Below are 23,836 nucleotides of genomic sequence, written 5' to 3'. Positions count from 1 at the left end.
ATTTGGCAGATGTCTATTGTTAACAATATATAACGAATCCTGATAAAGAAAGCAAATAAGTTAAGGAATATTATGTTAATGGGGAACTTTAGTTCAATGAAACAGCGAAAGTCTAGGATTTTATTTTCTCGTCCATTGCTGTCGCTGTTTCAATTTCTAGGGTCAGTTTAAAACTTATTTTATGAAGTCAGACGGTATAACAATTAGAAGAGCAGCGTGGAATGGAGAGCCTATAAGACGCTAAAGAGTTTGATGATACTAAATTCATACAACAAGATTAATCTATGGGGCTATCGCGGAGATAATAAACAATGCAAGGAGAGAACCTATGAAAAAATTAAGGACAATCATAGTTCCGTTATTCTTAATCTTTTTATTGGGATGTAGTGATGAGGAAATTAGCGATAATTCAAAAAAAGAATATAGCAAAGCTGAACAATTTATTACCGATATGGGCTATCTGATCATTAGTAATGAAGGAATTGTTTCTGAATATTTATTAGATAAAAAACTGCTGACGGAAATGCCATACATACAATATTGGAGTGTTCAAAGTGTTGATCCAATCGATTATATAGGTAAGGAAATAACTACAAGTAAGTTAATCGTTAAAAACCACCCCTTAGATAATGAGAAGGATAATACAAAAAAACAAACCCTGATTTTTCTGCTAGAAGCAGACGATGAAGTGATAGGAGGCTATAGTTTTCCTGATTTCGATGAATTACATATGGGCTGGGTTTACACCATTGATGGAAAAACACTCGAAGAATTGACCGGAGAAGCATTTCCGAATTGGTCAAAAGAATGGAATTTAAGATATAAATAATGGCTGGGGAGTATTTATAAAGGAGCAGATATGAAAAAACTAATCCTAGTGCTTGTAGCTGTGGTTATTATTTCGAATGCGATATGGAGTTATTTATATTTCAATAAAGAGTTCGAAACAAATTTAAACACTGGTGTTCAAGTATATACGCTTAAGGGTACAGGGGATACATGGGATGTTTTAGATTACAAAATAATAATTTCATCTAGCAAAATTTTACGGGGACATGGGAAGTTAGTGTTCAAGGGAGACCCAAGCGCTTTAGTGAATAGTAGCTATTATAAGTATGAAGTCAATGAAAAAAACACTAATAATAAGGATGAAACAGTTCTTGTAAATGAAGCTAGGTCAACGGATGGACCCGTTTCAATATTAAGTAACACTGATATCGGGTCTATAACAGGTCCGTATTCGTATGACGAATTAAATAAAAATAGACAAAATTATGAAAACACCACTTTATCTATTACATGGAATGATAATGAAGGGGAGATTCATTCCGAAACAATAAGTTTAGATATTGAGAATGAAATTTCTCTTAAGGATGATCTTTAAGGGTGATAAGTCCAAGAGACTAAGATTGAATCTCTACGGACTGAAGGAAGATCGTCTACGCCCCAAAAGCCTGCCGGTATTTCACAGGAGACATGCCTTCAAACCTTCTGAACACTTTAATAAAATAGCTGGATTGGGCAAAACCGGACTGAGTCGCAACCTGAGCAATGGAGAGTCCTGTGGAAACCAGTAAAAGCTTGGCTTTAGCCAGCCGACAATCGGTTAAATAACGGTTTGGAGTTTTGCCCATAACCACCCGGAACAGCCTTAGAAAATGATAGCTGCTGTACCCGGTCAATCTTGCCATCGATTCCAGAGACCAAGGGCTGGCACATTCGACATGAATGATATCTGCAGCACTCCGGATGGACTGTCTAACCTCGTGCGGTACTGAGCCGTGAAGCGGCTCGGAGTTCTGCAGCAATTTAACTAGAAGCTCATACAGCAGAGCAGATAGTCTTGGCTCGCTACGGGTCACGTAGGAAGCGCTCAGTAGGTACATTTCCTCGAATAGCTCGTCCAGCTTAGCATCCAAATCAAAAGTGAACAGGTATGCACGGGACTGGTCCACTTCCTCTAATAAGGGGAGGACGATTTCAATATTAAAATGAACCCATCGGACATCCCAAGGCTCGCCTGGGTCAGAGCCGTATTGCTGATAAGCCCCTTTTGGGTACAGAAAACCTCGTCCTCTACTCATCGGAATACGTTCGCCCTCATGGAATACATAACCCTCCCCACCAAAGATCAAATGCAGGTTATAACTCCCCAGAAACCCTTCGCTTCTTCTCTCTGTATGTTGTGGAAAGTGAGTGTAATGTCCCAAAAATTCAGGATAACAGACATATTTTGAAAAAGCCGGTGTCGGCAAATACCATTGTTTCTTCATGTTTGGCAGCACCCATTTCTGTAGCGCAACAGAGCGCAAGTTGGATTAAGGCAATAAACGCAAGATTGTTATATGATAGCAATATTTTGTTATATAAGACCTCTTATCATTGATACTACAATAGAATTATAAAATATTGAAAGCATATTTTTAATACTTTGGAGGTAATGATGAAGAAACCTGTCGCAACTGAAAAATTCGAGCTTGGCGTTTGTTATTATCCGGAGCACTGGCCAGAAAACATGTGGGAGGACGATTATCGCCGGATGCGTGAACTCGGCTTTACGATCATTCGGATGGGGGAGTTTGCTTGGTCTATTTTTGAACCCACAGAAGGGGAGTTTCAGTTCGGGCTCTTTGATCGGGCGATTGATCTAGCACATAAATATGGTCTTCAGGTTGTACTTGGTACTCCGACGGCAACGCCTCCAGCTTGGTTGACTGATAAATATCCAGAAGTATTAAATGTAACCTACGAAGGTGTTACACTTCAGCATGGCATGCGCCGCCATTATAATTACAGCAGTCCTAAATACCGGGAACTGTGTGCACGTATTGCAGAACAAATGGCTGAACATTACGGCAATCATCCGGGTGTAGTTGGCTGGCAAATTGATAATGAGCTCAACTGTGAGATCAGTGAATTTTATTCGGAGAGTGACCATAAGGCCTTCCGGGAATGGCTACAGCAGAAATATGTTACGCTTGAGCATTTGAACGAGGCATGGGGAGCTGTTTTTTGGAATCAAAGCTATAGTGACTGGTCTCAGGTCTATCTTCCACGTCCGACTCCAGTACCGAAGCAACCCAATCCTCATCAGGCATTGGATGAAAAACGGTTTATTTCGGACAATACAATTTCTTTTGCCAAAAACCAAGCGGATATCATTCGTAAACTTGCCCCTAAGCAATGGGTAACCACGAACGGTCTGTTCGGTCATCTCGATAGCCATGAAATGACGGATGAACTGCTGGATTTCTTCAGCTATGATTCCTATCCTCAGTTCTCTACTATTTTTTATGACCCGAATGAGCGGAATCCGCTGAATGATAGAGGCTGGGGACTGTCGTTATCTGTTGTTCGTTCGATATCCCCGAATTTCTGCATTATGGAGCAGCAGTCGGGCCCGGGTGGCTGGGTGAACCGGATGGATATGCCTTCTCCAAAGCCCGGGCAGATGCGGTTATGGACTTATCAGTCGATCGCTCATGGGGCAGATATGGTGTTATATTTCCGCTGGCGGACAGCTACGATGGGCAATGAAATTTATTGGCATGGAATCAATGACTATCATAATCAGCCTAACCGGAGAGTGCGGGAAGCGGGGCAGATCGGTCAGGAGCTGGCAGCAGCAGGTCAAGCGTTTGTCGGTACTCGTAATCAGGCTAACATTGCTATTGTTCGTGATTATGACAATGAGTGGGATGGAGAATACGATGTTTGGCATGGCCCGTTTATGTGGAAGAGCAATAAGGAGTGGTACAAGGCGCTTCAACGGAAGCATATCCCGAATGACGTACTCTATTTACGCAAAAAAACAACGCTGGAGGAGCTTGCAAGGTACGACGTGCTTATCTATCCTCACCCAGCGATTATGACAGATGAGACAGCAGCACTGCTGGATGAATATGTTCAGCAAGGCGGCAAACTGATCTTCGGCTGTAGAACTGGGTATAAGGATGAGCGGGGTCAATGTTATATGCGTCCTTTCCCAGGTGCTGCTAAGGATCTATGCGGGATCACAGTTGAAGAATTCACAATGGTTAAGGGCAGTCGTCAGCCAACAACAATTAGCTGGTCGGGCGCGGCCGAAGTCGTTACGGGAGCAGATGACTTTAATGATATTCTCAAAATAGAGGAAGCTTCGGTTGAAGTGATGGCGGTTTACGCTTCTGATTATTATGCGGGAAAACCGGCGGTAACTAGAAATCGTCGCGGCAAGGGTGAGGTTTGGTATTACGGAGCCGTATTTAATGAACAGGCAGCGGCTGAGATCATAAATTTAATGGATCTACAATCGCCAGCAGATTGGCTGGAGCTCCCAGAAGAGGTAGAGCTGCAAGTCCGTACCGGAGCTTCTTCCAGTTATGCTTTTTTGCTTAATTATAGTGAGACTCCTGTCACGATCCATCTTCGTGAGACCAAAACAGATTTACTGAGCGGCACAACATTGTCGGGCGAGGTGCTTCTGGAAGGATTTGGGGTATTGGTGTTAAACTAACGTATACATTGATCTCACATTTGAGTAGATTTGGATAATTCTCTCTTTTCGGTTATACTTTGAAGTAGCAATTATATAGTCACGGGAGCTTGGTGGGACCAGGCTGAGAGGATAGTTATAACTATCGACCGTCAAACCTGATCTGGATAATGCCAGCGGAGGAAATGGAGCTCTATTTCTATTTGTCTACTCTAAGGCCGCATCTTATACAGATGTGGCCTTTTCTATGTGTGGGGAGTAGACCGTCTCCGCTTGATCAAATCACCTTATAGGAGGAATTGAGATGACAAGCGAATTGAACAACGATCCAATCAATCTATCAGCTTTTCCAGCAAGTCAAAAAGTGTATGTAAAGGGTTCACGGCCTGATATTCAGGTGCCTATGCGGGAGATCTCACTTAGTCCAACTGCGGGCATAGACGGCGAAGAGGAGAATGCCCCAATTCATGTCTATGACACAAGCGGGGCTTACACGGATGCTAATATTCATACTGATATTCGTCAGGGGTTAGAGCCCAATCGTCTAAGCTGGATTGAGGAACGAGGGGATGCGGAAGCGTACGAAGGAAGAACCGTGAAGCCTGAAGATAACGGGAATGCAACGGGAAAAGCTGTGGCGGAAGTGTTTCCAGCGCTCCATAGAAAACCTTTGCGAGCGAAAAAGGGGCGTAATGTCTCTCAAATGCATTATGCACGCAAAGGGATTATTACTTCGGAAATGGAATACGTTGCGATTCGTGAGAATGTGACACCGGAATTTGTAAGAGATGAAGTAGCCCGCGGCCGCGCCATCATTCCAGCAAATATCAATCATCCAGAGAGTGAACCAATGATTATTGGACGCAATTTTTTAGTGAAGATCAATGCCAATATAGGAAATTCCGCAGTATCCTCATCCATAGAGGAAGAGGTAGAGAAGATGAGATGGGCCACCCGCTGGGGTGCAGATAATATAATGGATCTCTCCACAGGTAAAAACATCCATACGACACGCGAGTGGATCATCCGTAATTCTCCTGTTCCTATTGGCACGGTGCCTATCTATCAAGCGTTGGAAAAAGTGAATGGGAAAGCGGAAGATTTAACATGGGAAGTGTACCGTGATACGCTCATTGAGCAAGCGGAGCAAGGGGTTGATTATTTTACCATTCATGCGGGGGTTCTGCTTCGTTATATCCCGTTGACTGCACAACGTATGACAGGCATTGTTTCAAGAGGTGGCTCCATCATGGCGGCATGGTGTCTTGCGCATCATCAAGAGAACTTTTTATATACACATTTTGAAGAGATATGTGAAATCATGAAGCTGTACGATGTTTCTTTTTCCCTAGGCGATGGATTACGTCCGGGTTCGATTGCTGATGCGAATGATGAAGCACAATTTGCCGAGTTAGAGACGTTAGGTGAATTAACAGCTATAGCTTGGAGTCATGATGTACAGGTGATGGTAGAGGGTCCAGGACATGTGCCGATGCACTTGATTAAAGAGAATATGGATAAGCAACTTGAAACCTGTAACGAAGCCCCTTTTTATACATTAGGTCCACTGACTACAGATATTGCGCCTGGTTATGATCATATTACCTCTGCTATAGGTGCAGCGATGATTGGTTGGTTCGGTACAGCAATGTTGTGTTACGTAACTCCGAAGGAGCATCTTGGCCTGCCTAATAAGGAAGATGTACGTGTAGGGGTCATTACTTATAAAATAGCGGCTCATGCCGCAGATTTGGCGAAAGGGCATAAAGGAGCACAAGACCGGGATAATGCTCTTTCGAAAGCCCGTTTTGAATTTCGTTGGCGTGATCAATTTCATTTATCGTTAGATCCTGAGCGAGCGCTAGAATATCATGATGAGACATTGCCTGCGGAAGGCGCTAAAACAGCTCATTTCTGTTCCATGTGCGGGCCGAAATTTTGCAGTATGAAGATCTCTCATAATATCCGTAATTCGACGAGAATTGAATCAGGAATGCAAGAGAAGGCAGAAGAGTTTCTCCAAGGCGGGAGCCTCATTTATAGATAACTTTTTCTGATAAAAAGAAATATCTAAAAGAAGTCGTCATTGGCGGCTTCTTCTTTTATACTTTGAATAGATAGGAGTTGATGAAATGGAAGCGATTCGTTCAGAGGAAGCCATTTTAGAGGATTTAAGTAATAGTTTCTATCATTTTTTTGGATTGAAAGTCCTTCATGCTACCCCAATAAAACGTGGCTGGTTAAATCTTAAGTGGAAAATCACAACGGAATCAGGACCATTTCTACTTAAACAATACAACAAAAAAAGATATAAATTGTATAACCCAGAAGAACTGAGCTTCGCCTTTTCTCAACAGAAAAGATTGTATCTACAGGGACTCCCATGTCCCGAATTGTTGGCTTATAACCATAAAGTTTTACTGGAATCAGATATGGGAGAGACGTTTATGGTTATGGAATATTGTGAAGGGCGTGTCATAGAGCCGGGCAAAATTAACATCCTTCAAATGTTTGATTTGGGTCGTGCCACAGGTAAAATGCATCGTTTATTAAATGATGGGACCCTTAGTTTGAAAAGAACCCCACAATTTATTCCCCAAAGCCCTGAGGAACGTTTAGAACATTGGAATGTACTCCTACAACAATCAAAGGAAATGGGCAAAACTTCAATCATCACTGACCTAGAGATACAACTGAGAGCGACTGAAGAAATAGATCCGGAAATATTCGAAGGACTTGTAGCTGGATGGGCACATCGTGATTTATGGGTTGATAATCTTTTATTTCAAGATAGCCAATTGTCTGCAATTCTAGATTTTGATCGGTTCAAATATGATTATCCGCAGCTAGATGTGGCGCGAGCAGTGATGTCATGTGCTTTAGATGAAGATTTAGATGGAGCACTAGCTTCAGCATTTATTGACGGATATCGTGAGGAACGAACGGTGGAGCAGGGGGATTTAACAAAATCATTGCAGTTGTTGTGGTATATGGAAAGCCCGTGGTGGATTAATGCCGCGATGGACAAACATAGTGTACCTCCAAAACGTTTTGCAAAAGAAATGAATTGGCTGGCTAAGAACCTGAACAATTTACCTGCTATCTTAGGGAACTTATAGTGAAAACGATTGAATTATAGCCTAAAAGATGCATTGACCAGCAAAAGTTTGGCGCCTATAATCTTAACAAGGAAAATTCATCAGATATTGAACCGTTTGTAAACGCATACAATGATTTTTTTCCTTATTAATCATTGAAGGAGGAGATTAAAACTATCAAGTATTTCTTTTTTTCTCATTTTTGCAAACGTTTGCACCCCACGATAGCGCTTAAAATCGTAAGCTGCACTTAAAATTATGAGGAGGTTATTTACTTGGTATCCAAACAATCCAGGCGTTATATTTCGTGGTTAATTATTTTTTCGCTCATTTTTAGTTTATTTGGTTTATCAGGTGGAGCATCGGCCAGCAATACGGATCATACAGTCACCTATACCAATCCTACAGCGGCAGCTGTGACCTTACATTGGACTACGAATAACTGGGCTAATACTACGGACACGGTGATGACCAAAAATGGAACCACGTTCACCGCCAACCTCAATGTTCAGGAAGGTGCCACCCTAATTTATTGTTATCACATCACGGCTCCAACGGATAGTTGGGACAATAACGGCGGGAAGAACTGGACGGTGGTTATTCCGGTTGCCGGGAAATACGAAGCAGAGAGTGCATCCCTGTCTGGTGGTGCAAAAGTAAATACGAATCACACCGGATATTCGGGCACTGGTTTTGTTGATGGATATACAACTACAGGAGCAGCCACCACTTTTAACGTCCAGTCTTCCGCAGCAGGGTCCTATAATGCCACGCTTCACTATGCTAATGCATCCGGCAGTGCCAAAAAGGTGTCCATTTATGTCAATGGAATAAAGGTTACACAGACAACATTAGCGAACCTGGCCAACTGGGATACATGGGCAGACCAAACAGAAATGCTCTCCTTACAGGCAGGAAATAACACGCTTGCTTATAAATATGACTCGGATGATAGCGGGAATATTAATATCGATTATGTGACCCTTTCGGCCGGAGCTACACCAACACCTACGTTAACTCCTACACCAACGCCAACAGTTACCCCAACACCTACCATAACACCCACACCAACGCCAACACCTACGGTAACTCCTACACCAACGCCAACAGTAAATCCTACACCAACAGTAACGCCAACACCTACCGTAACACCCACCGTAACACCCACACCAACGCCAACAGTGACGCCAACACCTACACCAACTTCAGCGGGGCTAACCGTTCACTTTAAGAAACCAGCAAGCTGGAATGCAGCGATCCGCATCCATTACTGGAATCTGAATCCGGCAACCGTTCCGACTAGTGGAGCATGGCCGGGAATACTGATGAAATCGGACGGAAACGATTGGTATAGCTATACTGTTCCAAATGCTACAGGTGCAAGCCTGATCTTTAATGACGGCAATGGCAAACAGACGGCTGACTTATCTCGCAGCATAAAAGAGGGCTGGTATAACTCAGATAATGTATGGTATGACGCCAATCCAGACGTTCCTAAGGTTCCGGTGATAACCGTCTCTCCTGTGCCCAAAACCTATGATTCTGCCCAAACGGTGACACTATCCAGTACAAATAGCGGCGATAAAATTTATTATACGACCAATGGCTCGACACCTACGACAACCTCAACGTTGTATACGACTCCAATCCAAGTACCTTCATCTTTGACTATCAAAGCATTCGGCGTTAACTCTATAGGGCAAGCGGGTAATGTAGGCTCTTTTGCTTATGTGATTGATCTGAATGCCGATTTGCAAGCTCCGATTATCACTGCGAATCTGCCTGTTGGGAATTCGAGCTCAGCGGTTTCCGTATCTTTTAATATAAAAGACAACAAGGCGGCAACAACTACAGCATATTACACAGATAATGGTACGGAACCAACAACGAGTTCAAAAGTCTATATCTCAGGCAATGCACTGACATCTCTTGCAGGACCGTCTATCTTAATTAACAAGACGACAACCTTAAAATTTCTTGTGATCGATGGTGCCGGAAATGAAACCAAACAGAGTTTTGTTTATAACATTGGTAATAAGGGCGATTTTCGTGAAGATACGATTTATTTTGTAATCACTTCCCGGTTCTATGACGGTGATTCCAGTAACAACGAGCATGCATGGGAGGATGCCAAGGCAGGAAATCCGGACTCTGATCCAGCTTGGAGAGGGGATTTCAAAGGACTGATTCAAAAGCTCGATTACATTAAAGCCCTAGGCTTCAGTGCCATCTGGATTACACCTGTGGTGCAGAATGCCAGCGGTTATGATTATCATGGGTACCATGCAATTAATTTTGCAAAAATAGATCCAAGATATGAATCCGCAGGGGCTTCTTATCAGGATTTGATCAATGCGGCGCACGCTAGAGGGATAAAGGTTATTCAAGATATTGTCGTCAATCATACCGGTAATTTTGGAGAAGAAAATCTGTTCCCGATGTTCAAAAAAGATCCGGCGGCGGCGGACACCGTGAGTAACATGCTCAAAATTACGGATAAGCTGCCAGCTAACTATGATTCCATGACCCCTGATCAGCAATATCAGGCAAGACTTGCCTTAATGAAGACTGCGGAGACTAACAATAACATTTACCATACGGAAAAAAGTCTTTCTTGGGAGTCTTATACCGTCCAGACAGGACAGATTGCGGGAGACTGTGTGGACTTAAACACAGAAAATCCTCTAGTGAATCAGTATCTAATCGACAGCTATAATCAATATATTGATATGGGTGTGGATGCTTTCCGGGTCGATACTGTAAAGCATGTAAGCCGGTATATTTTTAACAAATATTTTGTGCCGGCATGGAAAACAAGAGGGGGCTCAGACTTCTTTGTCTTTGGGGAAGTGGCTACTCGGTACAGAGATGTGTGGAACAGTGGAATCCCGGCGATATCAACACCATTTTATACTTGGAAAAGCTCAAAATCCTATCCGGGTGACGGTCAAAATGATTACGCTTCCAACAAGCTATCGGTGGAACAAGAGTGGGCAGATAACTCTACTACAGCAGGACAGCCTACCTCGAACAATGCTTTTTTAACAGGAAATACTTATCATACGCCTGACTATTCGATGAAATCGGGTATGGATGTTATTGATTTTCCAATGCACTGGGCCTTCAAGACTGCTCAGGAAGCATTCAGTATGAGAAGCGGTGATCAATTCTATAATGATGCTACCTGGAATGTAACTTATATTGACTCTCATGACTATGCACCTGACCAGGCACCAGAAAATCAAAGATTTGCCGGCACACAGGACACTTGGGCTGAGAATCTCGCTCTGATGTTCACCTTCCGAGGAATACCTGCGATCTATTATGGTTCTGAAATTGAGTTTAAAAAAGGATCAGTCATAGATGTAGGTCCAAATGCACCGTTAAGTACAACAGGCCGTGCTTACTTTGGCGATCATATTGAGGGTAGTGTTACTGTTCAAGATTACGGTAAATATACCAATGCTACTGGCACACTTGCAGACTCGTTAAATTATCCTCTGGCGAAACATATCAGACAACTTAATTTAATCAGAAGAGCTGTTCCTGCTTTGCAAAAAGGCCAATATTCTACAGAAAATGTATCAGGTGATTTGGCATTTAAAAGAAGATACACTGATAGTAGCAAAGGAATCGATAGCTTTGCTTTGGTTACGATCTCAGGAAATGCAACATTCACCGGAATTCCTAACGGAACTTATGTGGATGCGGTCACTGGTGATACGAAAACCGTTACCAACGGTGTGATCACAATCAACTGCTCCGGTAAAGGAAATGCGCGTGTATATGTATTGAACGGTAGTGGTGGAATCGGAGAGTCAGGAACCTATCTGAAGTAGACCCTTGTATCCATTTCATAGTTAAAAAGAAGCAACATCAGCCCGGATTCCGCAACTGGTGTTGCTTCAATTTCATATATGTGGAGAGATATTATGCATACTATAGACGTCGATTTAGTAGCAAGATTAATAAATGAACAATTTCCTGAATGGTCCGATTTAGAGATCAGGTCTGTAAAATTCAGTGGGCATGATAATCGGACTTTTCATTTAGGTGAACAGATGAGTGTGAGATTACCAAGTGCAGCCGCTTATGTTCCTCAAGTGGAGAAAGAACAACTATGGTTACCTTTTTTAAAGAAAGGACTGACGTTACCTATTTCAACACCATTAGCAAAAGGGACACTACCAAAGAATATCCTTGGCCTTGGTCTATTAATAATTGGCTAGAGGGAGAGACTTTATCCCATGAGAACATTAATGATCTCAATCAATTTGCGAGAGACTTGGGAAGCTTTTTAATTGAATTACAGTCTATTGATGCTAGTGGGGGACCTTTAGCCGGAGAGCATAATTTTTATAGAGGTGGGTCCTTAGCTGTATATGATGAGGAATCTAGAAATGCGATTGAGCATAATAAAGATATTTTTAATGAAGGTCTATTGAAAAAGATCTGGGAACTGGCATTAGACTCTGAATGGGAGTCAGAACCAGTTTGGGTTCATGGTGATATCGCACCTGGAAATATATTAGTCAAAGACGGACAGCTTTGTGCAGTCATTGATTTTGGCATATTAGGGGTGGGTGATCCTGCTTGTGATGCTGCAATGGCGTGGACTTTTTTTGATGAGGCTAGTAGAAGAATCTTTAAAAAGGTATTAAACATGGATGCACAAACGTGGAATAGAGCAAGAGGGTGGGCTTTATGGAAAGCACTGATCACCTATAATGGAAATCGATATTCTAACCCAACAGTAGCGGAAGAATCCTTGAATATTATCAATTTAATAGTAGAAGACATCGAATTGTAGAAATTGAACTACATAAAACATGTAAACTAAACCATAATAGTCAATAAGTACGAATGAGCATCAGTCAGATGATAAAGTGTTGTATTTAAATCCGAAAGAAAGGAATTTGTATGAACATTTAGCGACTGACAACGATTATCATATTAGAATTATTATAAATAACTTGACAGGCCTTAATTTGGTTAATTATAATAATTATAAATAGTATCCACTCTATTCATAAATTAAACCCAAAGGAGATTAAACAATATGTCATTAATCGGAACAGAAGTACTACCATTCAAAGCAAGCGCATTTCAAGATGGGAAATTTATCGATGTTACAGAAGAAAACTTCAAAGGTAAATGGAGTGTAGTTTGCTTTTACCCAGCTGACTTCACATTCGTATGCCCAACTGAACTAGAAGATTTGCAGAACCAATATGAAACCCTCAAACAACTAGGTGTTGAAGTATATTCCGTTTCTACTGACACACACTTTACACATAAAGCATGGCATGAAAGCTCCGCAGCAATTGGCAAGGTGAAGTACATTATGATCGGCGATCCTTCCCATGTGGTTTCCCGCAACTTTGATGTATTGATCGAAGCTGACGGTCTTGCTGATCGTGGTACATTCATCATTGATCCAGACGGTGTTATTCAAACTGTTGAGATTAATGCTGGTGGTATCGGCCGTGATGCTAGCGCTCTTGTTAACAAAATTAAAGCAGCGCAATATGTACGCAATCATCCAGGTGAAGTTTGCCCAGCGAAATGGTCGGAAGGTGCAGAAACTCTTAAACCAAGTCTCGATCTTGTAGGTAAGATTTAAGGAGCGAAAGCTAAATGAAACTAGATCAAGAAATAAAAGCTCAACTAGCGCAATACCTAGAACTCTTGGAAGGCGATGTAGTACTGAAACTCAGTGCAGGCGCTGACGAGGCATCACAAGAGATGACTGAACTAGTTGATGAAATTGCCAAAATGTCAGCTAGGATTACGGTGGAAAGAACCGAACTATCTAGAACCCCAAGCTTTAGTGTAAATCGTGTGGGTGAAGATACGGGTGTAACCTTTGCCGGAACTCCGCTTGGACACGAATTTACTTCATTAGTATTGGCTCTGTTGCAAGTTAGCGGAAGAGCTCCTAAGGTTGAGCAAAGTGTAATTGATCAGATCAAAGGCATTAGTGGTGAATATAAGTTTGAAACTTATGTTAGCCTGAGCTGTCATAATTGTCCTGATGTTGTACAAGCACTGAATCTTATGAGTATCTTTAATCCGGGCATTACCCATACGATGATTGACGGTGGAGTATTCAAAGAAGAGGTAGAAAGCAAAGAAATTATGTCTGTTCCAAGCGTCTACCTTAATGGTGAATTTTTCGAAAGTGGTCGTATGACGGTTGAAGAAATTTTAGCTAAAATGGGCAGCAGTGTGGACGCATCAGAGTTTGACAATAAAGCTCCATATGATGTGCTTGTTGTCGGCAGCGGCCCAGCTGGTGCAAGTGCAGCCATTTACGCGGCACGTAAAGGTATTCGTACAGGTATTGTTGCTGAACGCTTTGGCGGACAGGTTAACGACACGCTTGGTATCGAGAACTTTATTAGTGTGAAGTACACTGAAGGTCCTCAACTCGTAGCTAAACTTGAAGAGCAGGTAAAAGAGTATGGCATTGATGTGATGAAATTGCAGCGTGTCAGACGTCTAGACAAAAATGACTTAATTGAAGTTGAACTCGAGAACGGCGCTGTTCTAAAGAGTAAGACGGTCATTCTGTCTACAGGTGCTCGCTGGCGGAATATGGGCGTGCCTGGTGAAGCTGAATTCAAGAACAAAGGTGTAGCCTACTGCCCACACTGTGATGGTCCTTTGTTTGCAGGCAAAGATGTTGCAGTTGTTGGCGGCGGTAACTCAGGTATTGAGGCAGCTATTGACCTTGCAGGTATAGTGAAGCATGTAACGGTTCTGGAATTTGCTCCAGAGCTCAAAGCTGATGCTGTACTGCAAGATCGTCTTTACAGCCTTCCTAACGTTACTGTTCTTAAAAACGTGCAAACTAAAGAAATTACCGGAACTGATAAGGTAAATGGTATTTCTTATGTTGATCGTGCGACAGAAGAGACTCACCATGTTGAATTGCAGGGTGTATTTGTACAGATCGGTCTGGTTCCAAATACAGAATGGCTAGGTGACACAGTTGAACGTACTCGCGTAGGTGAGATTGTTGTAGATAGCCATGGTGCTACTAGCTTACCAGGAGTATTTGCTGCTGGTGACTGCACTAATAGTGCTTATAAACAAATCATTATCTCGATGGGATCCGGTGCAACTGCAGCGCTAGGAGCATTTGATTATCTGATCCGTAACTAATCGATATTATTAGTAACAGCAAGAGAACGAAAGCCCTCACTTTTCACAAAGTGGGGGCTTTTTTTTATGTTATCCGTCTTTTGTGAGAGAGAAATGGGTGTTTGTAAACTTTTTTGGAGGATTTTATGAAGATTTTCGCGAATACATATCTAAAATATGAATTAAGCAAAATTAAATATTTAGATTAAATGCATGTATGTAAGGCATGATCTGCTTAGACTTGGTGCGCTATAAATAACGTTTTGCTGGAATGGAGACTATATTTCTGTGATTAACAACATTGAATCTTTAGACAAATTTATCTCACTTATACCTATTATAAAATTATCGATCCCGGCTGATTTATCAATAGCGATATGTGATTTGGAACGGTTCGTTGCTTATTTTCCTGGCGACACCATAAATTTAAACATTAACGAAGGACAATCTTTAAACAAAGAAGAACCGCTTTACTTAGCGATACAAGAGAATCGTACCTTGAAGTCCGATGTTCCAGCCCACTTTTATGGATTTGAGTTTACAGGTACAGCAACACCTCTTCACGATCAAACGGGACAAGTCATTGGCGGGATTGCAGTTCAGATTCGAAGACAAAGTGAATTAAAAGCCATTGTAGAACAAATCTCGGAATCATTATCCCAAGCCAATGAGCAAATTAATAATATTTCCTATGGCGTAAGTTCACTTTCGGATCACTCTCAGGAACTACTCATTCAATCTCAGCAGGCTGGAAAAGATGTAGAGAATACAACAGAAGTCCTATCCATTATTAACAGGGTTGCTGATCAAACGAATTTACTTGGGCTGAATGCTGCAATAGAAGCAGCGCATGCAGGTGAGAAAGGTAGAAGTTTTGAAGTCGTAGCCAAGGAAATCCGGAAATTTTCAAGGGAAACCGTTGCCTCAACGCAAAACATAAATAAAACCATGTTACAGATCAAGGGAATTACGAATCAAATGGCTAATTCGATAGAGAAGATAGCAGCTATCGGCCAAGAACAGGCGGCGTCTGTTCAGCATACTTCTACATTTATTGAGGAAATAAAGATAATGTCCCAAAAACTTAACGAGTTTGCTAATAAATTATAAAAAGAGATTCAGTAGCAGTATTTTTGTCGCAATAAAAGAAAATTTTAAACGTATATTTAAAATGATGAATGGTATAGTAAGATAGTAATGAGTAATCAACATAGGAGGAATAAATTATGTCAACGCCGCACAATGCAGCACAAAATGGTGAAATCGCCAAAACAGTATTAATGCCAGGAGATCCTTTGAGAGCGAAGTATATTGCAGAAACCTATTTGGAGAACCCAACCCAATTTAATACGGTACGTAATATGTTTGGATATACAGGAACTTATAAAGGCAAAGAGGTTTCTGTAATGGGTTCGGGAATGGGAATGCCAAGTATCGGTATTTATTCTTATGAACTATACAAAAACTATGGTGTGGAAAACATCATTCGTATCGGTAGTGCTGGAGCATACACAGATAAATTGAATTTATTTGACGTGGTGTTGGCGGATAGCGCGTGGAGTGAATCTACATATGCCTATGTGCAAAGCGGTGTAGAAGGAGATATCCAGCTGCCAAGTAAAGAATTGAACGAAGTCATTGAAGCAGCGGCTACACGTATTAACAAGCCAGTTCTGACGGCGAGAATTCATTCCAGCGATGTATTCTATCATGAAGACAATGTGCCTGGAGTTAATGAATTTTACAATGAACATGGCTGTGTTTGTGTAGAAATGGAGAGTTATGCGTTGTTCCATAATGCGAAAGTGTTAGGTAAACAAGCTGCATGTATTCTTACCATTTCTGATTCGTTAGTTACTCATGCTGTAACCACGGCAGAAGAAAGACAAAATTCTTTCAACGGCATGATGGAAGTAGCTTTAGAAGCAGCGATTTCTATTTAATAAAAAAGATTAAGTAGCTTAAAAAGTTCTACGAGCAAAAGCTTGAGAGCCTATTAAATTCAGGATTAAGTCCTGATATTTAATAGGTTTTTTTCTCATTTGTAAGGTTGTGGAAATGGATAGGTGAAGCGTGTAAATTATTGTTGTTTTTAATCAAAATTTAATGTTAAATTCGTAATATTTCTCTCGGATTATACCGATATAAAAATCAAACCAAATGGCTACAAATCTTAGAAAAGACATCTAATCTCCATATGGTGGAAGTATTTATATTTTGGTGTAATGCCAAAGGGGGAAAATTGTGATTAAGCGGAGTGGCAATCTTTTATTAGCAATAAGTTTAGTATTCTCTATCGTCAGTTCTCTGTTTATGCCTGCAGTAATTTATGCAGCACCCAGCAATAGCAATATCATAGATCAAAGCTCCACATCAGCTGGAAATTTGAGCAGTGTTGCATTTGGTAACAATGTTTTTGTAGCGGTGGGCCAAGGAGGGATATCTACATCATCAAATGGCGTAGATTGGTCTATCTCCAATAAGGCGGGGAACCCCAAACTAACTTCTATTGTGTTCGCTAATGGGCTGTTCTTAGCTATTGATGGTAGCGAAAAGGCAGTATACAATTCACTCGATGGTGAAAATTGGACAAAAAAAACGTTAGCTATCACTCCGGAAAGGTTGAAAGCGGTCAATGGAAAGTTTTTTGTATGGCAGTCAGTATATATACCTGGCACCAATCCACCTTCTTATAATGTAACTCTTCTACAATCCTCGGATGGCATTAACTGGACAGACACAGGAATCACTTCTACCAATGCAATATTCGGAATGCAAAGCTTAACGGATATTGCTTATGGCGACAACAAATATGTGGTCTCTGCTAACAATGCTGTCTATTATACCTCAACGAATCTGATCAATTGGACAACGGTTACCTTAACCGATCTTGTGATCAACCACTATAATTCTAGCTGGCCTTATGTTACGAATGTAATCTATTTAAATAATCGTTTCTTTAGTTATATCGTGACTCCTTATGCTAAAAAAGTATTCACCTCTACAGACGGTGTTAACTGGACCGTTGATGCCTCATGGGATAATAAGCAATTTTATGGGGGAGGTTCTTTAAATGGGAGCTATTTGTTGTTTGGGCAGGGCGTAATTTATAAATCTCCTGCGGCTCCGCTGGACAGCAGCCAGTGGACATCTTCGGATACCCATACAACAATGATGGTGAACAATATGGTTTACGGAAATGGCAAATATGTTGCCTCAGGGGGCAGCGGCTTGCTGGTTTCTTCTGACCTCTCGGCGTGGAGTAATGTCAGCGGTAATCTGAAAAGTATTGCTAAGGATGGTAATGGCAATTATGTTGCCGTCTCATCCGGGGAATATGGCTCTATTTACAAATCTACTAGCTCCGCAGTATGGAACGATGTCACACCCTCTAAGCTGCCGGGAATGAATGCGGTCACTTATGGAGCAGGGAAGTTTATTGCAGTTACAGATAAAGAAAACTACAATCTTAACGCCAAAGTGGTGACCTCGACCAACGGTGACACTTGGACTACGACAGATACCGGAGTGCAGGACAATCTGACAGGTATTGCTTTTGGCACAAATCAGTATATTGCAGTTTCCGATTATGGCGGAATTTATTCTTCAGTTAACGGAACCTCATGGACAGAGAGATTTAAAAATGGGGATTTTGCATTTAATACAGTAGCTTACTTGAATAATCAATTTGTAGCTCTTGGGATGAAATACAATAGTACTACTTATGAGCAAGAGAGCGTTGTTATCGCAAAATCATCGGATGGAATACAGTGGAATGTGCCCCTAGAGATTGGGTTCCCCAATACTTCTTTAAAGGGAATTGCCTATGATGGCAGAGCTTATATTCTGGTTGGAGAAGATACAATTAGCCAGCAGGCAGTAATTCTAACCACTGAGGATTTGGTAACTTTTACGAAGGTTACAATATCAGCTAGCGCACTAAATAATATCAGCTTTGGTAATGGAAGTTTTCTGGCTGTTGGATTGAAGGGGGAGTTATTCTCTTCGGCAGACGGATCCACGTGGACTCAGGAAACATCAGATCTTACTTCTAATCTTAATGGCATTATTTACGATGGTACTAACTTTAAGGTCGTGGGGGATTATTTCACTAAAATGACCTTGAACCTAGGACCTACTCTTGCATATAACATCACCGCCTCAGCGGCGACCTTGACGCCTGTCGTAGGTGTAGATAATGGGATTACGCTGACCGTGAAGAATTCGCTGGGCGATACGGACACTCTGTTTACCGGAACAAAAGAAGTGACGGTAACGGGTTATGGTGTTGCACCGGACGGAACGTACGGAAGCTTAGGAAGCACCGCTTTGGCAGCTTCACCGAGCAAGATCAACGTTGATTTCGTTGCGGGTGTAGCACAGGTGAACCTGAAGCTGAACAAAGCGGGAGCACAAGCTGTTGTGTTCAGCCAAGCAGGCGTAGCCACGCCAGCGGCAACGGCGCTGAACATTGCACCTGTCGCAGGTAGTACAGCGACAATGAAACTGACCACAGGCGTAAGTGCGCCGCAGGCCAATGGCGGCGCTTTGCGCAGCGACCAGTGATAACACTGCTGGATCAGTTTGGAAATGTAAACATTGGCGACAACAGTACGATTGTTACTGTTTCGAAGAAGGACGCAGGGAGCTGGACATTGACGGGAAATACGACATTGACGGCAGTAGCGGGCGTCATTTCCTTTACGGATCTGGGAGCCACGAATGCAGCTGGAATCACCGGAGCCCAACTGGCATTTGATGCGACAGGACTTCCACAGATCACTAGTGTAGCGTTGAATCTTCCACAACCACAGGGAGCGCAAAGCATCACTGCCTCAGCGGCGACGTTGACACCTGTCGTAGGTGTAGATAATGGCATTACGCTGACCGTGAAGAATTCGCTGGGCGACACGGACACTCTGTTTACCGGAACAAAAGAAGTGACGGTAGCGGGTTATGATGTTGCGCCGGACGGAACGTACGGAAGCTTAGGAAGTACCGCTTTGGCGGCTTCACCAAACAAGATCAACGTTGATTTCGTTGAGGGCGTAGCTCAGGTGGATCTGAAGCTGAACAAAGCTGGCGCGCAAGCGGTTATGTTCAGCCAAGCAGGTGTAGCCTCGCCAGCGGCAATGGCGCTGAACATTGCACCTGTCGCAGGTAGCACAGCGACAATGAAGCTGACCACAGGCGTAAGTGCTCCGCAAGCCAATGGCGGTAGCTTCGCGCAGCGCCCAGTAATTACTTTGCTGGATCAGTTTGGGAATGTAAACATTGGCGACAACAGTACGGTTGTTACTGTGTCGAAGAAGGATGCAGGAAGCTGGATGTTGACGGGAAATACGACATTGACGGCAGTAGCGGGCGTCATTTCCTTTACGGATCTGGGAGCCACGAATGCAGCTGGAATCACAGGAGCCCAACTGGCATTTGATGCGACAGGACTTCCACAGATCACTAGCGCTACCGTGAATCTTCCACAACCACAGGGAGCACAAAGCATTACCGCCTCAGCGGCGACTTTGACACCTGTCGTAGGTGTAGATAATGGGATTACGCTGACCGTGAAAAATTCGCTGGGCGACACGGACACTCTGTTTACCGGAACAAAAGAAGTGACGGTAACGGGTTATAATGTTGCGCCGGACGGAACGTACGGAAGCTTAGGAAGTACCGCTTTGGCGGCTTCACCGAGCAAGATCAACGTTGATTTCGTTGATGGTGTAGCTCAGGTGGATCTGAAGCTGAACAAAGCTGGCGCGCAAGCGGTTGTGTTCAGCCAAGCAGGCGTAGCCACGCCAGCAGCAACAGCGCTGAACATTGCACCTGTCGCAGGTAGTACAGCGACAATGAAACTGACCACAGGCGTAAGTGCGCCGCAGGCCAATGGCGGCGGCTTTGCGCAGCGACCAGTGATAACACTGCTGGATCAGTTTGGAAATGTAAACATTGGCGACAACAGTACGATTGTTACTGTTTCGAAGAAGGACGCAGGGAGCTGGACATTGACGGGAAATACGACATTGACGGCAGTAGCGGGCGTCATTTCCTTTACGGATCTGGGAGCCACGAATGCAGCTGGAATCACCGGAGCCCAACTGGCATTTGATGCGACAGGACTTACACAGATCACTAGCGCTACCGTGAATCTTCCACAACCACAGGGAGCGCAAAGCATCACTGCCTCAGCGGCGACGTTGACACCAGTTGTAGGTGTAGATAATGGCATTACGCTGACCGTGAAGAACTCGCTGGGCGACACGGACACTCTGTTTACCGGAACAAAAGAAGTGACGGTAACGGGTTATGATGTTGCGCCGGACGGAACGTACGGAAGCTTAGGAAGCACCGCTTTGGTAGCTTCACCGAGCAAGATCAACGTTGATTTCGTTGAGGGTGTAGCACAGGTGAACCTGAAGCTGAACAAAGCGGGAGCACAAGCTGTTGTGTTCAGCCAAGCAGGCGTAGCCACGCCAGCGGCAACGGCGCTGAACATTGCACCTGTCGCAGGTAGCACAGCGACAATGAAGCTCACTACGGGCGTAAGTGCCCCGCAGACCAACGGTGGCAGCTTCGCGCAGCAGCCAGTAATAACACTGCTGGATCAGTTTGGGAATCTAAACATTGGCGACAACAGTTCGGTTGTTACTGTGTCGAAGAAGGACGCAGGAAGCTGGACGTTGACGGGGAATACGACGTTGACGGCAGTAGCAGGTGTCATTTCCTTTACGGATCTGGGAGCTACGAATGCAGCTGGAATCACCGGAGCCCAACTGGCATTTGATGCGACAGGTCTTGCAGAGATCACTAGTGCAGTTATTGACCTTACCTGGCCTGAACTTGCTGCGCCAAGTATTGAGTCTGTAACGGCAGGAAACGGACATATTCGAATTACTTGGAGTCCCGTATATGGTACCGATAGTTACGCTGTATATCAGTCTACAGCTTCAGGTGTTTATGGAGCTGAGGTAGCTACTATAAGTGGCTCTGAGAACAGTTACGATGCTGTAGGATTAATTAATGGAACTGCTTATTATTTTATTGTTAAAGCTGTTAATCCTGATGGTATCAGTGCGGCTTCCAATGAAGTAACTAGAACGCCTCAGGTTCCAGCGCCGGGCGCGCCAATACTTCATTCACCTGTGGCAAGTAATGGCATCATCGGCTTAACATGGGATCCGGTGAAGGGTGCGATTGGATACACTATATATCAAGGTATCACTTCCGGAATCTATGAGACACAAGTGGCTACAGTAAGCGAGTCCGTCTACAACTATGATGTGACAGGGTTAACTAATGGCCAATCTTATTATTTCGTAGTTAAGGCATCTAATCCGGGCGGGGAGAGTGCAGCTTCTAACGAAGTCAGCACGAAACCAAGAACATCACCATCTGCACCTACGGGCTTAATAGCAGTAGCGGGAGATGGCGAGGCGACTGTGACATTTGCAGTTCCTGATTCGAACGGGGGAACTCCAATTACGAATTATGAGGTTACTGCTTCTCCAGGTAATATCGTAACAGTTGGGGCAACAAGTCCAATAACGGTAACAGGTCTAGCGAATGGAACAACTTATTCGTTTACAGCTAAAGCGATTAATAGCGCTGGTAGTAGTGTAGCTTCTGAAGTTTCGAACTCCGTGACACCAAAGTCATCAACGGAGGTTGAGGTTACACCTACACCGCCAACACCAACACCAACACCAACACCAACACCAACAGAATCACCGACATCAACACCGACTGCACCACCTGCAACAACTGCACCAACTGCAACAGCAGGATCCACTGCTACAGCTACAGCTACACCATCTAGCAGCATGGTTGAGGTATTGGTGAACGGTAAGGTTGAAAATGCCGGAACAGCAACGATATCTGAGCATAACGGGCAGACGGTTACCACGATTGTTGTAGATCAGGCAAAAATAGAGCAACGCATCGAAAAGGAAGACCAGAATGCAATTATAACTATCCCTGTGACTGCGACTTCAGATGTGATTATTGGCGAGCTTAATGGTCAAATCATCAAAGATATGGAGCAGAAGCAGGCGCTGTTAATCATTCGTACTCCAAAGGGTACTTATACAATATCAGCAGCTCAGATTGATATCAGTGCAATTTCAAAACAGTTTGGCACAGACATTGCTCTACAAGATGTGAAGGTGCAAATTTCAATTTCTGTTCCGACTGCGGATGTACTGAAAAGAATAGAAATGCTGGCAGCCAATGAAAAGCTAACGCTGGTAGCTCAGCCATTAGATTTCACGGTGAAAGTTACTTACGCTGGGAAAACTGTTGAACTCACTAAGTTTAATACCTATGTGGAAAGAACTATTCCTCTTGCGGATGGTGTAGACCTTAAGAAGATTACGACTGGGCTAGTGCTTGAAGCAGGGGGGACGATCCGCCATGTACCCACACAGATTGTTGCCATTGATGGCAAAAACTTTTTGAAAATACACAGTTTAACGAACAGTACGTATTTTGTAGTTCAAGATCCACAGAACTTCAAGGATGTCGTCACCCACTGGGCTAAGGACATTGTCAATGAGATGGCTTCCCGTAAGGTTATTAATGGAGTCGGTGACGATTTGTTTAACCCTAATCAGGAGATTACACGTGCAGAATTTGCGGCGATTATCGTACGTGGATTGGGATTGAAATTGGAGAGCGGAACAACATCCTTTACGGATGTGAAGGTCTCAGATTGGTATAATGATGCGGTGCAGACAGCTTACTCCTATAAGCTAATCAACGGTTTTGAGGATGGAGCGTTCCATCCTACAGACAAGATTACTCGGGAACAGGCGATGAGTATTATTGCTAAAGCTATGGTGATTACCGATTTGAAGACAAAACTTCCTGCCAAAGAAGCAAGCGAGCTGCTGAGCATTTACACGGATGCGAATGAAGCATCAGGCTGGGCGAAGAGTGGCATTGCAGACAGCCTGCAAGCAGGAATCATCACGGGCAGAAGCGGAAATGTACTTGCCCCACAAGCCTTCATTACGAGAGCAGAAGTTGCGGCTATCATCCAAAGATTGCTGCAACAATCAGATTTGATTTAATACACGGTTCTGATTCGAGAGGATCCTCCATGCAGGAAGAGCTGCGGAGG

Annotated in this window: 13 protein-coding genes, 1 pseudogene and 1 riboswitch; of the genes and pseudogenes, 13 read left to right on the top strand and 1 reads right to left on the bottom strand. The window is 43.2% G+C overall.

Annotation, left to right across the window (positions count from 1 at the left end; all coding sequences use genetic code 11):
- Nucleotides 1–328 precede the first annotated feature (328 nt).
- Nucleotides 329–829, top strand: coding sequence for a hypothetical protein (locus tag MKX34_RS28750; RefSeq protein ID WP_076296441.1), 501 nt, complete (start codon nt 329–331; stop codon nt 827–829).
- A 30-nt stretch (nt 830–859) separates the two neighbouring features.
- Nucleotides 860–1,384 carry a hypothetical protein gene (locus MKX34_RS28745; RefSeq protein ID WP_076296440.1) on the top strand — a complete coding sequence of 175 codons (525 nt, stop codon included), beginning with the start codon at nt 860–862 and terminating at the stop codon, nt 1,382–1,384.
- Between the two features lie 55 nt (nt 1,385–1,439).
- Here MKX34_RS28745 and MKX34_RS28740 read toward each other — a convergent pair whose 3' ends face one another.
- Nucleotides 1,440–2,273: an AraC family transcriptional regulator gene (locus tag MKX34_RS28740; protein WP_052097339.1), complete on the bottom strand. Its 834-nt coding sequence runs from the start codon at nt 2,271–2,273 to the stop codon at nt 1,440–1,442.
- Between the two features lie 170 nt (nt 2,274–2,443).
- Between MKX34_RS28740 and MKX34_RS28735 the strand changes: the two genes are divergently transcribed.
- From MKX34_RS28735 to MKX34_RS28685, 11 genes and pseudogenes are all read left to right on the top strand, one after another.
- Entirely contained in the window at nt 2,444–4,495 is a 2,052-nt protein-coding gene (locus tag MKX34_RS28735; RefSeq protein WP_076296439.1) for a beta-galactosidase, read from the top strand.
- A 71-nt stretch (nt 4,496–4,566) separates the two neighbouring features.
- Nucleotides 4,567–4,675, top strand: a riboswitch (TPP riboswitch).
- A gap of 103 nt (nt 4,676–4,778) precedes the next feature.
- Entirely contained in the window at nt 4,779–6,521 is a 1,743-nt protein-coding gene (thiC, locus tag MKX34_RS28730; protein ID WP_076296438.1) for a phosphomethylpyrimidine synthase ThiC, read from the top strand.
- Between the two features lie 85 nt (nt 6,522–6,606).
- Nucleotides 6,607–7,593: a phosphotransferase gene (locus MKX34_RS28725; RefSeq protein ID WP_076296437.1), complete on the top strand. Its 987-nt coding sequence runs from the start codon at nt 6,607–6,609 to the stop codon at nt 7,591–7,593.
- Nucleotides 7,594–7,847: 254 nt separating this feature from the next.
- Nucleotides 7,848–11,411: an alpha-amylase family glycosyl hydrolase gene (locus MKX34_RS28720; protein ID WP_081383879.1), complete on the top strand. Its 3,564-nt coding sequence runs from the start codon at nt 7,848–7,850 to the stop codon at nt 11,409–11,411.
- A gap of 93 nt (nt 11,412–11,504) precedes the next feature.
- A pseudogene (locus tag MKX34_RS28715) lies at nt 11,505–12,382 on the top strand (aminoglycoside phosphotransferase family protein).
- A gap of 249 nt (nt 12,383–12,631) precedes the next feature.
- Nucleotides 12,632–13,195 carry an alkyl hydroperoxide reductase subunit C gene (gene ahpC, locus MKX34_RS28710; RefSeq protein WP_036681373.1) on the top strand — a complete coding sequence of 188 codons (564 nt, stop codon included), beginning with the start codon at nt 12,632–12,634 and terminating at the stop codon, nt 13,193–13,195.
- A gap of 14 nt (nt 13,196–13,209) precedes the next feature.
- Nucleotides 13,210–14,739, top strand: a complete 1,530-nt coding sequence (ahpF, locus tag MKX34_RS28705; RefSeq protein ID WP_036681374.1) for an alkyl hydroperoxide reductase subunit F — start codon at nt 13,210–13,212, stop codon at nt 14,737–14,739.
- A gap of 267 nt (nt 14,740–15,006) precedes the next feature.
- Nucleotides 15,007–15,828, top strand: coding sequence for a methyl-accepting chemotaxis protein (locus tag MKX34_RS28700; RefSeq protein ID WP_076099899.1), 822 nt, complete (start codon nt 15,007–15,009; stop codon nt 15,826–15,828).
- 116 nt (nt 15,829–15,944) lie between these two features.
- Nucleotides 15,945–16,661: a purine-nucleoside phosphorylase gene (gene deoD, locus MKX34_RS28695; RefSeq protein ID WP_036681380.1), complete on the top strand. Its 717-nt coding sequence runs from the start codon at nt 15,945–15,947 to the stop codon at nt 16,659–16,661.
- Nucleotides 16,662–16,962: 301 nt separating this feature from the next.
- Nucleotides 16,963–19,284, top strand: coding sequence for a hypothetical protein (locus MKX34_RS28690; protein ID WP_339203959.1), 2,322 nt, complete (start codon nt 16,963–16,965; stop codon nt 19,282–19,284).
- Nucleotides 19,281–23,786, top strand: a complete 4,506-nt coding sequence (locus tag MKX34_RS28685; protein WP_339203957.1) for an S-layer homology domain-containing protein — start codon at nt 19,281–19,283, stop codon at nt 23,784–23,786. The genes MKX34_RS28690 and MKX34_RS28685 overlap by 4 nt, the downstream gene beginning before the upstream one ends.
- The last annotated feature ends 50 nt before the right edge of the window (nt 23,787–23,836 follow it).

The sequence above is a fragment of the Paenibacillus sp. FSL R5-0636 genome, from assembly GCF_037974255.1.
Lineage (GTDB): Bacteria > Bacillota > Bacilli > Paenibacillales > Paenibacillaceae > Paenibacillus_AQ > Paenibacillus_AQ odorifer.
This window is presented reverse-complemented; position numbering and strand designations above follow the sequence as displayed.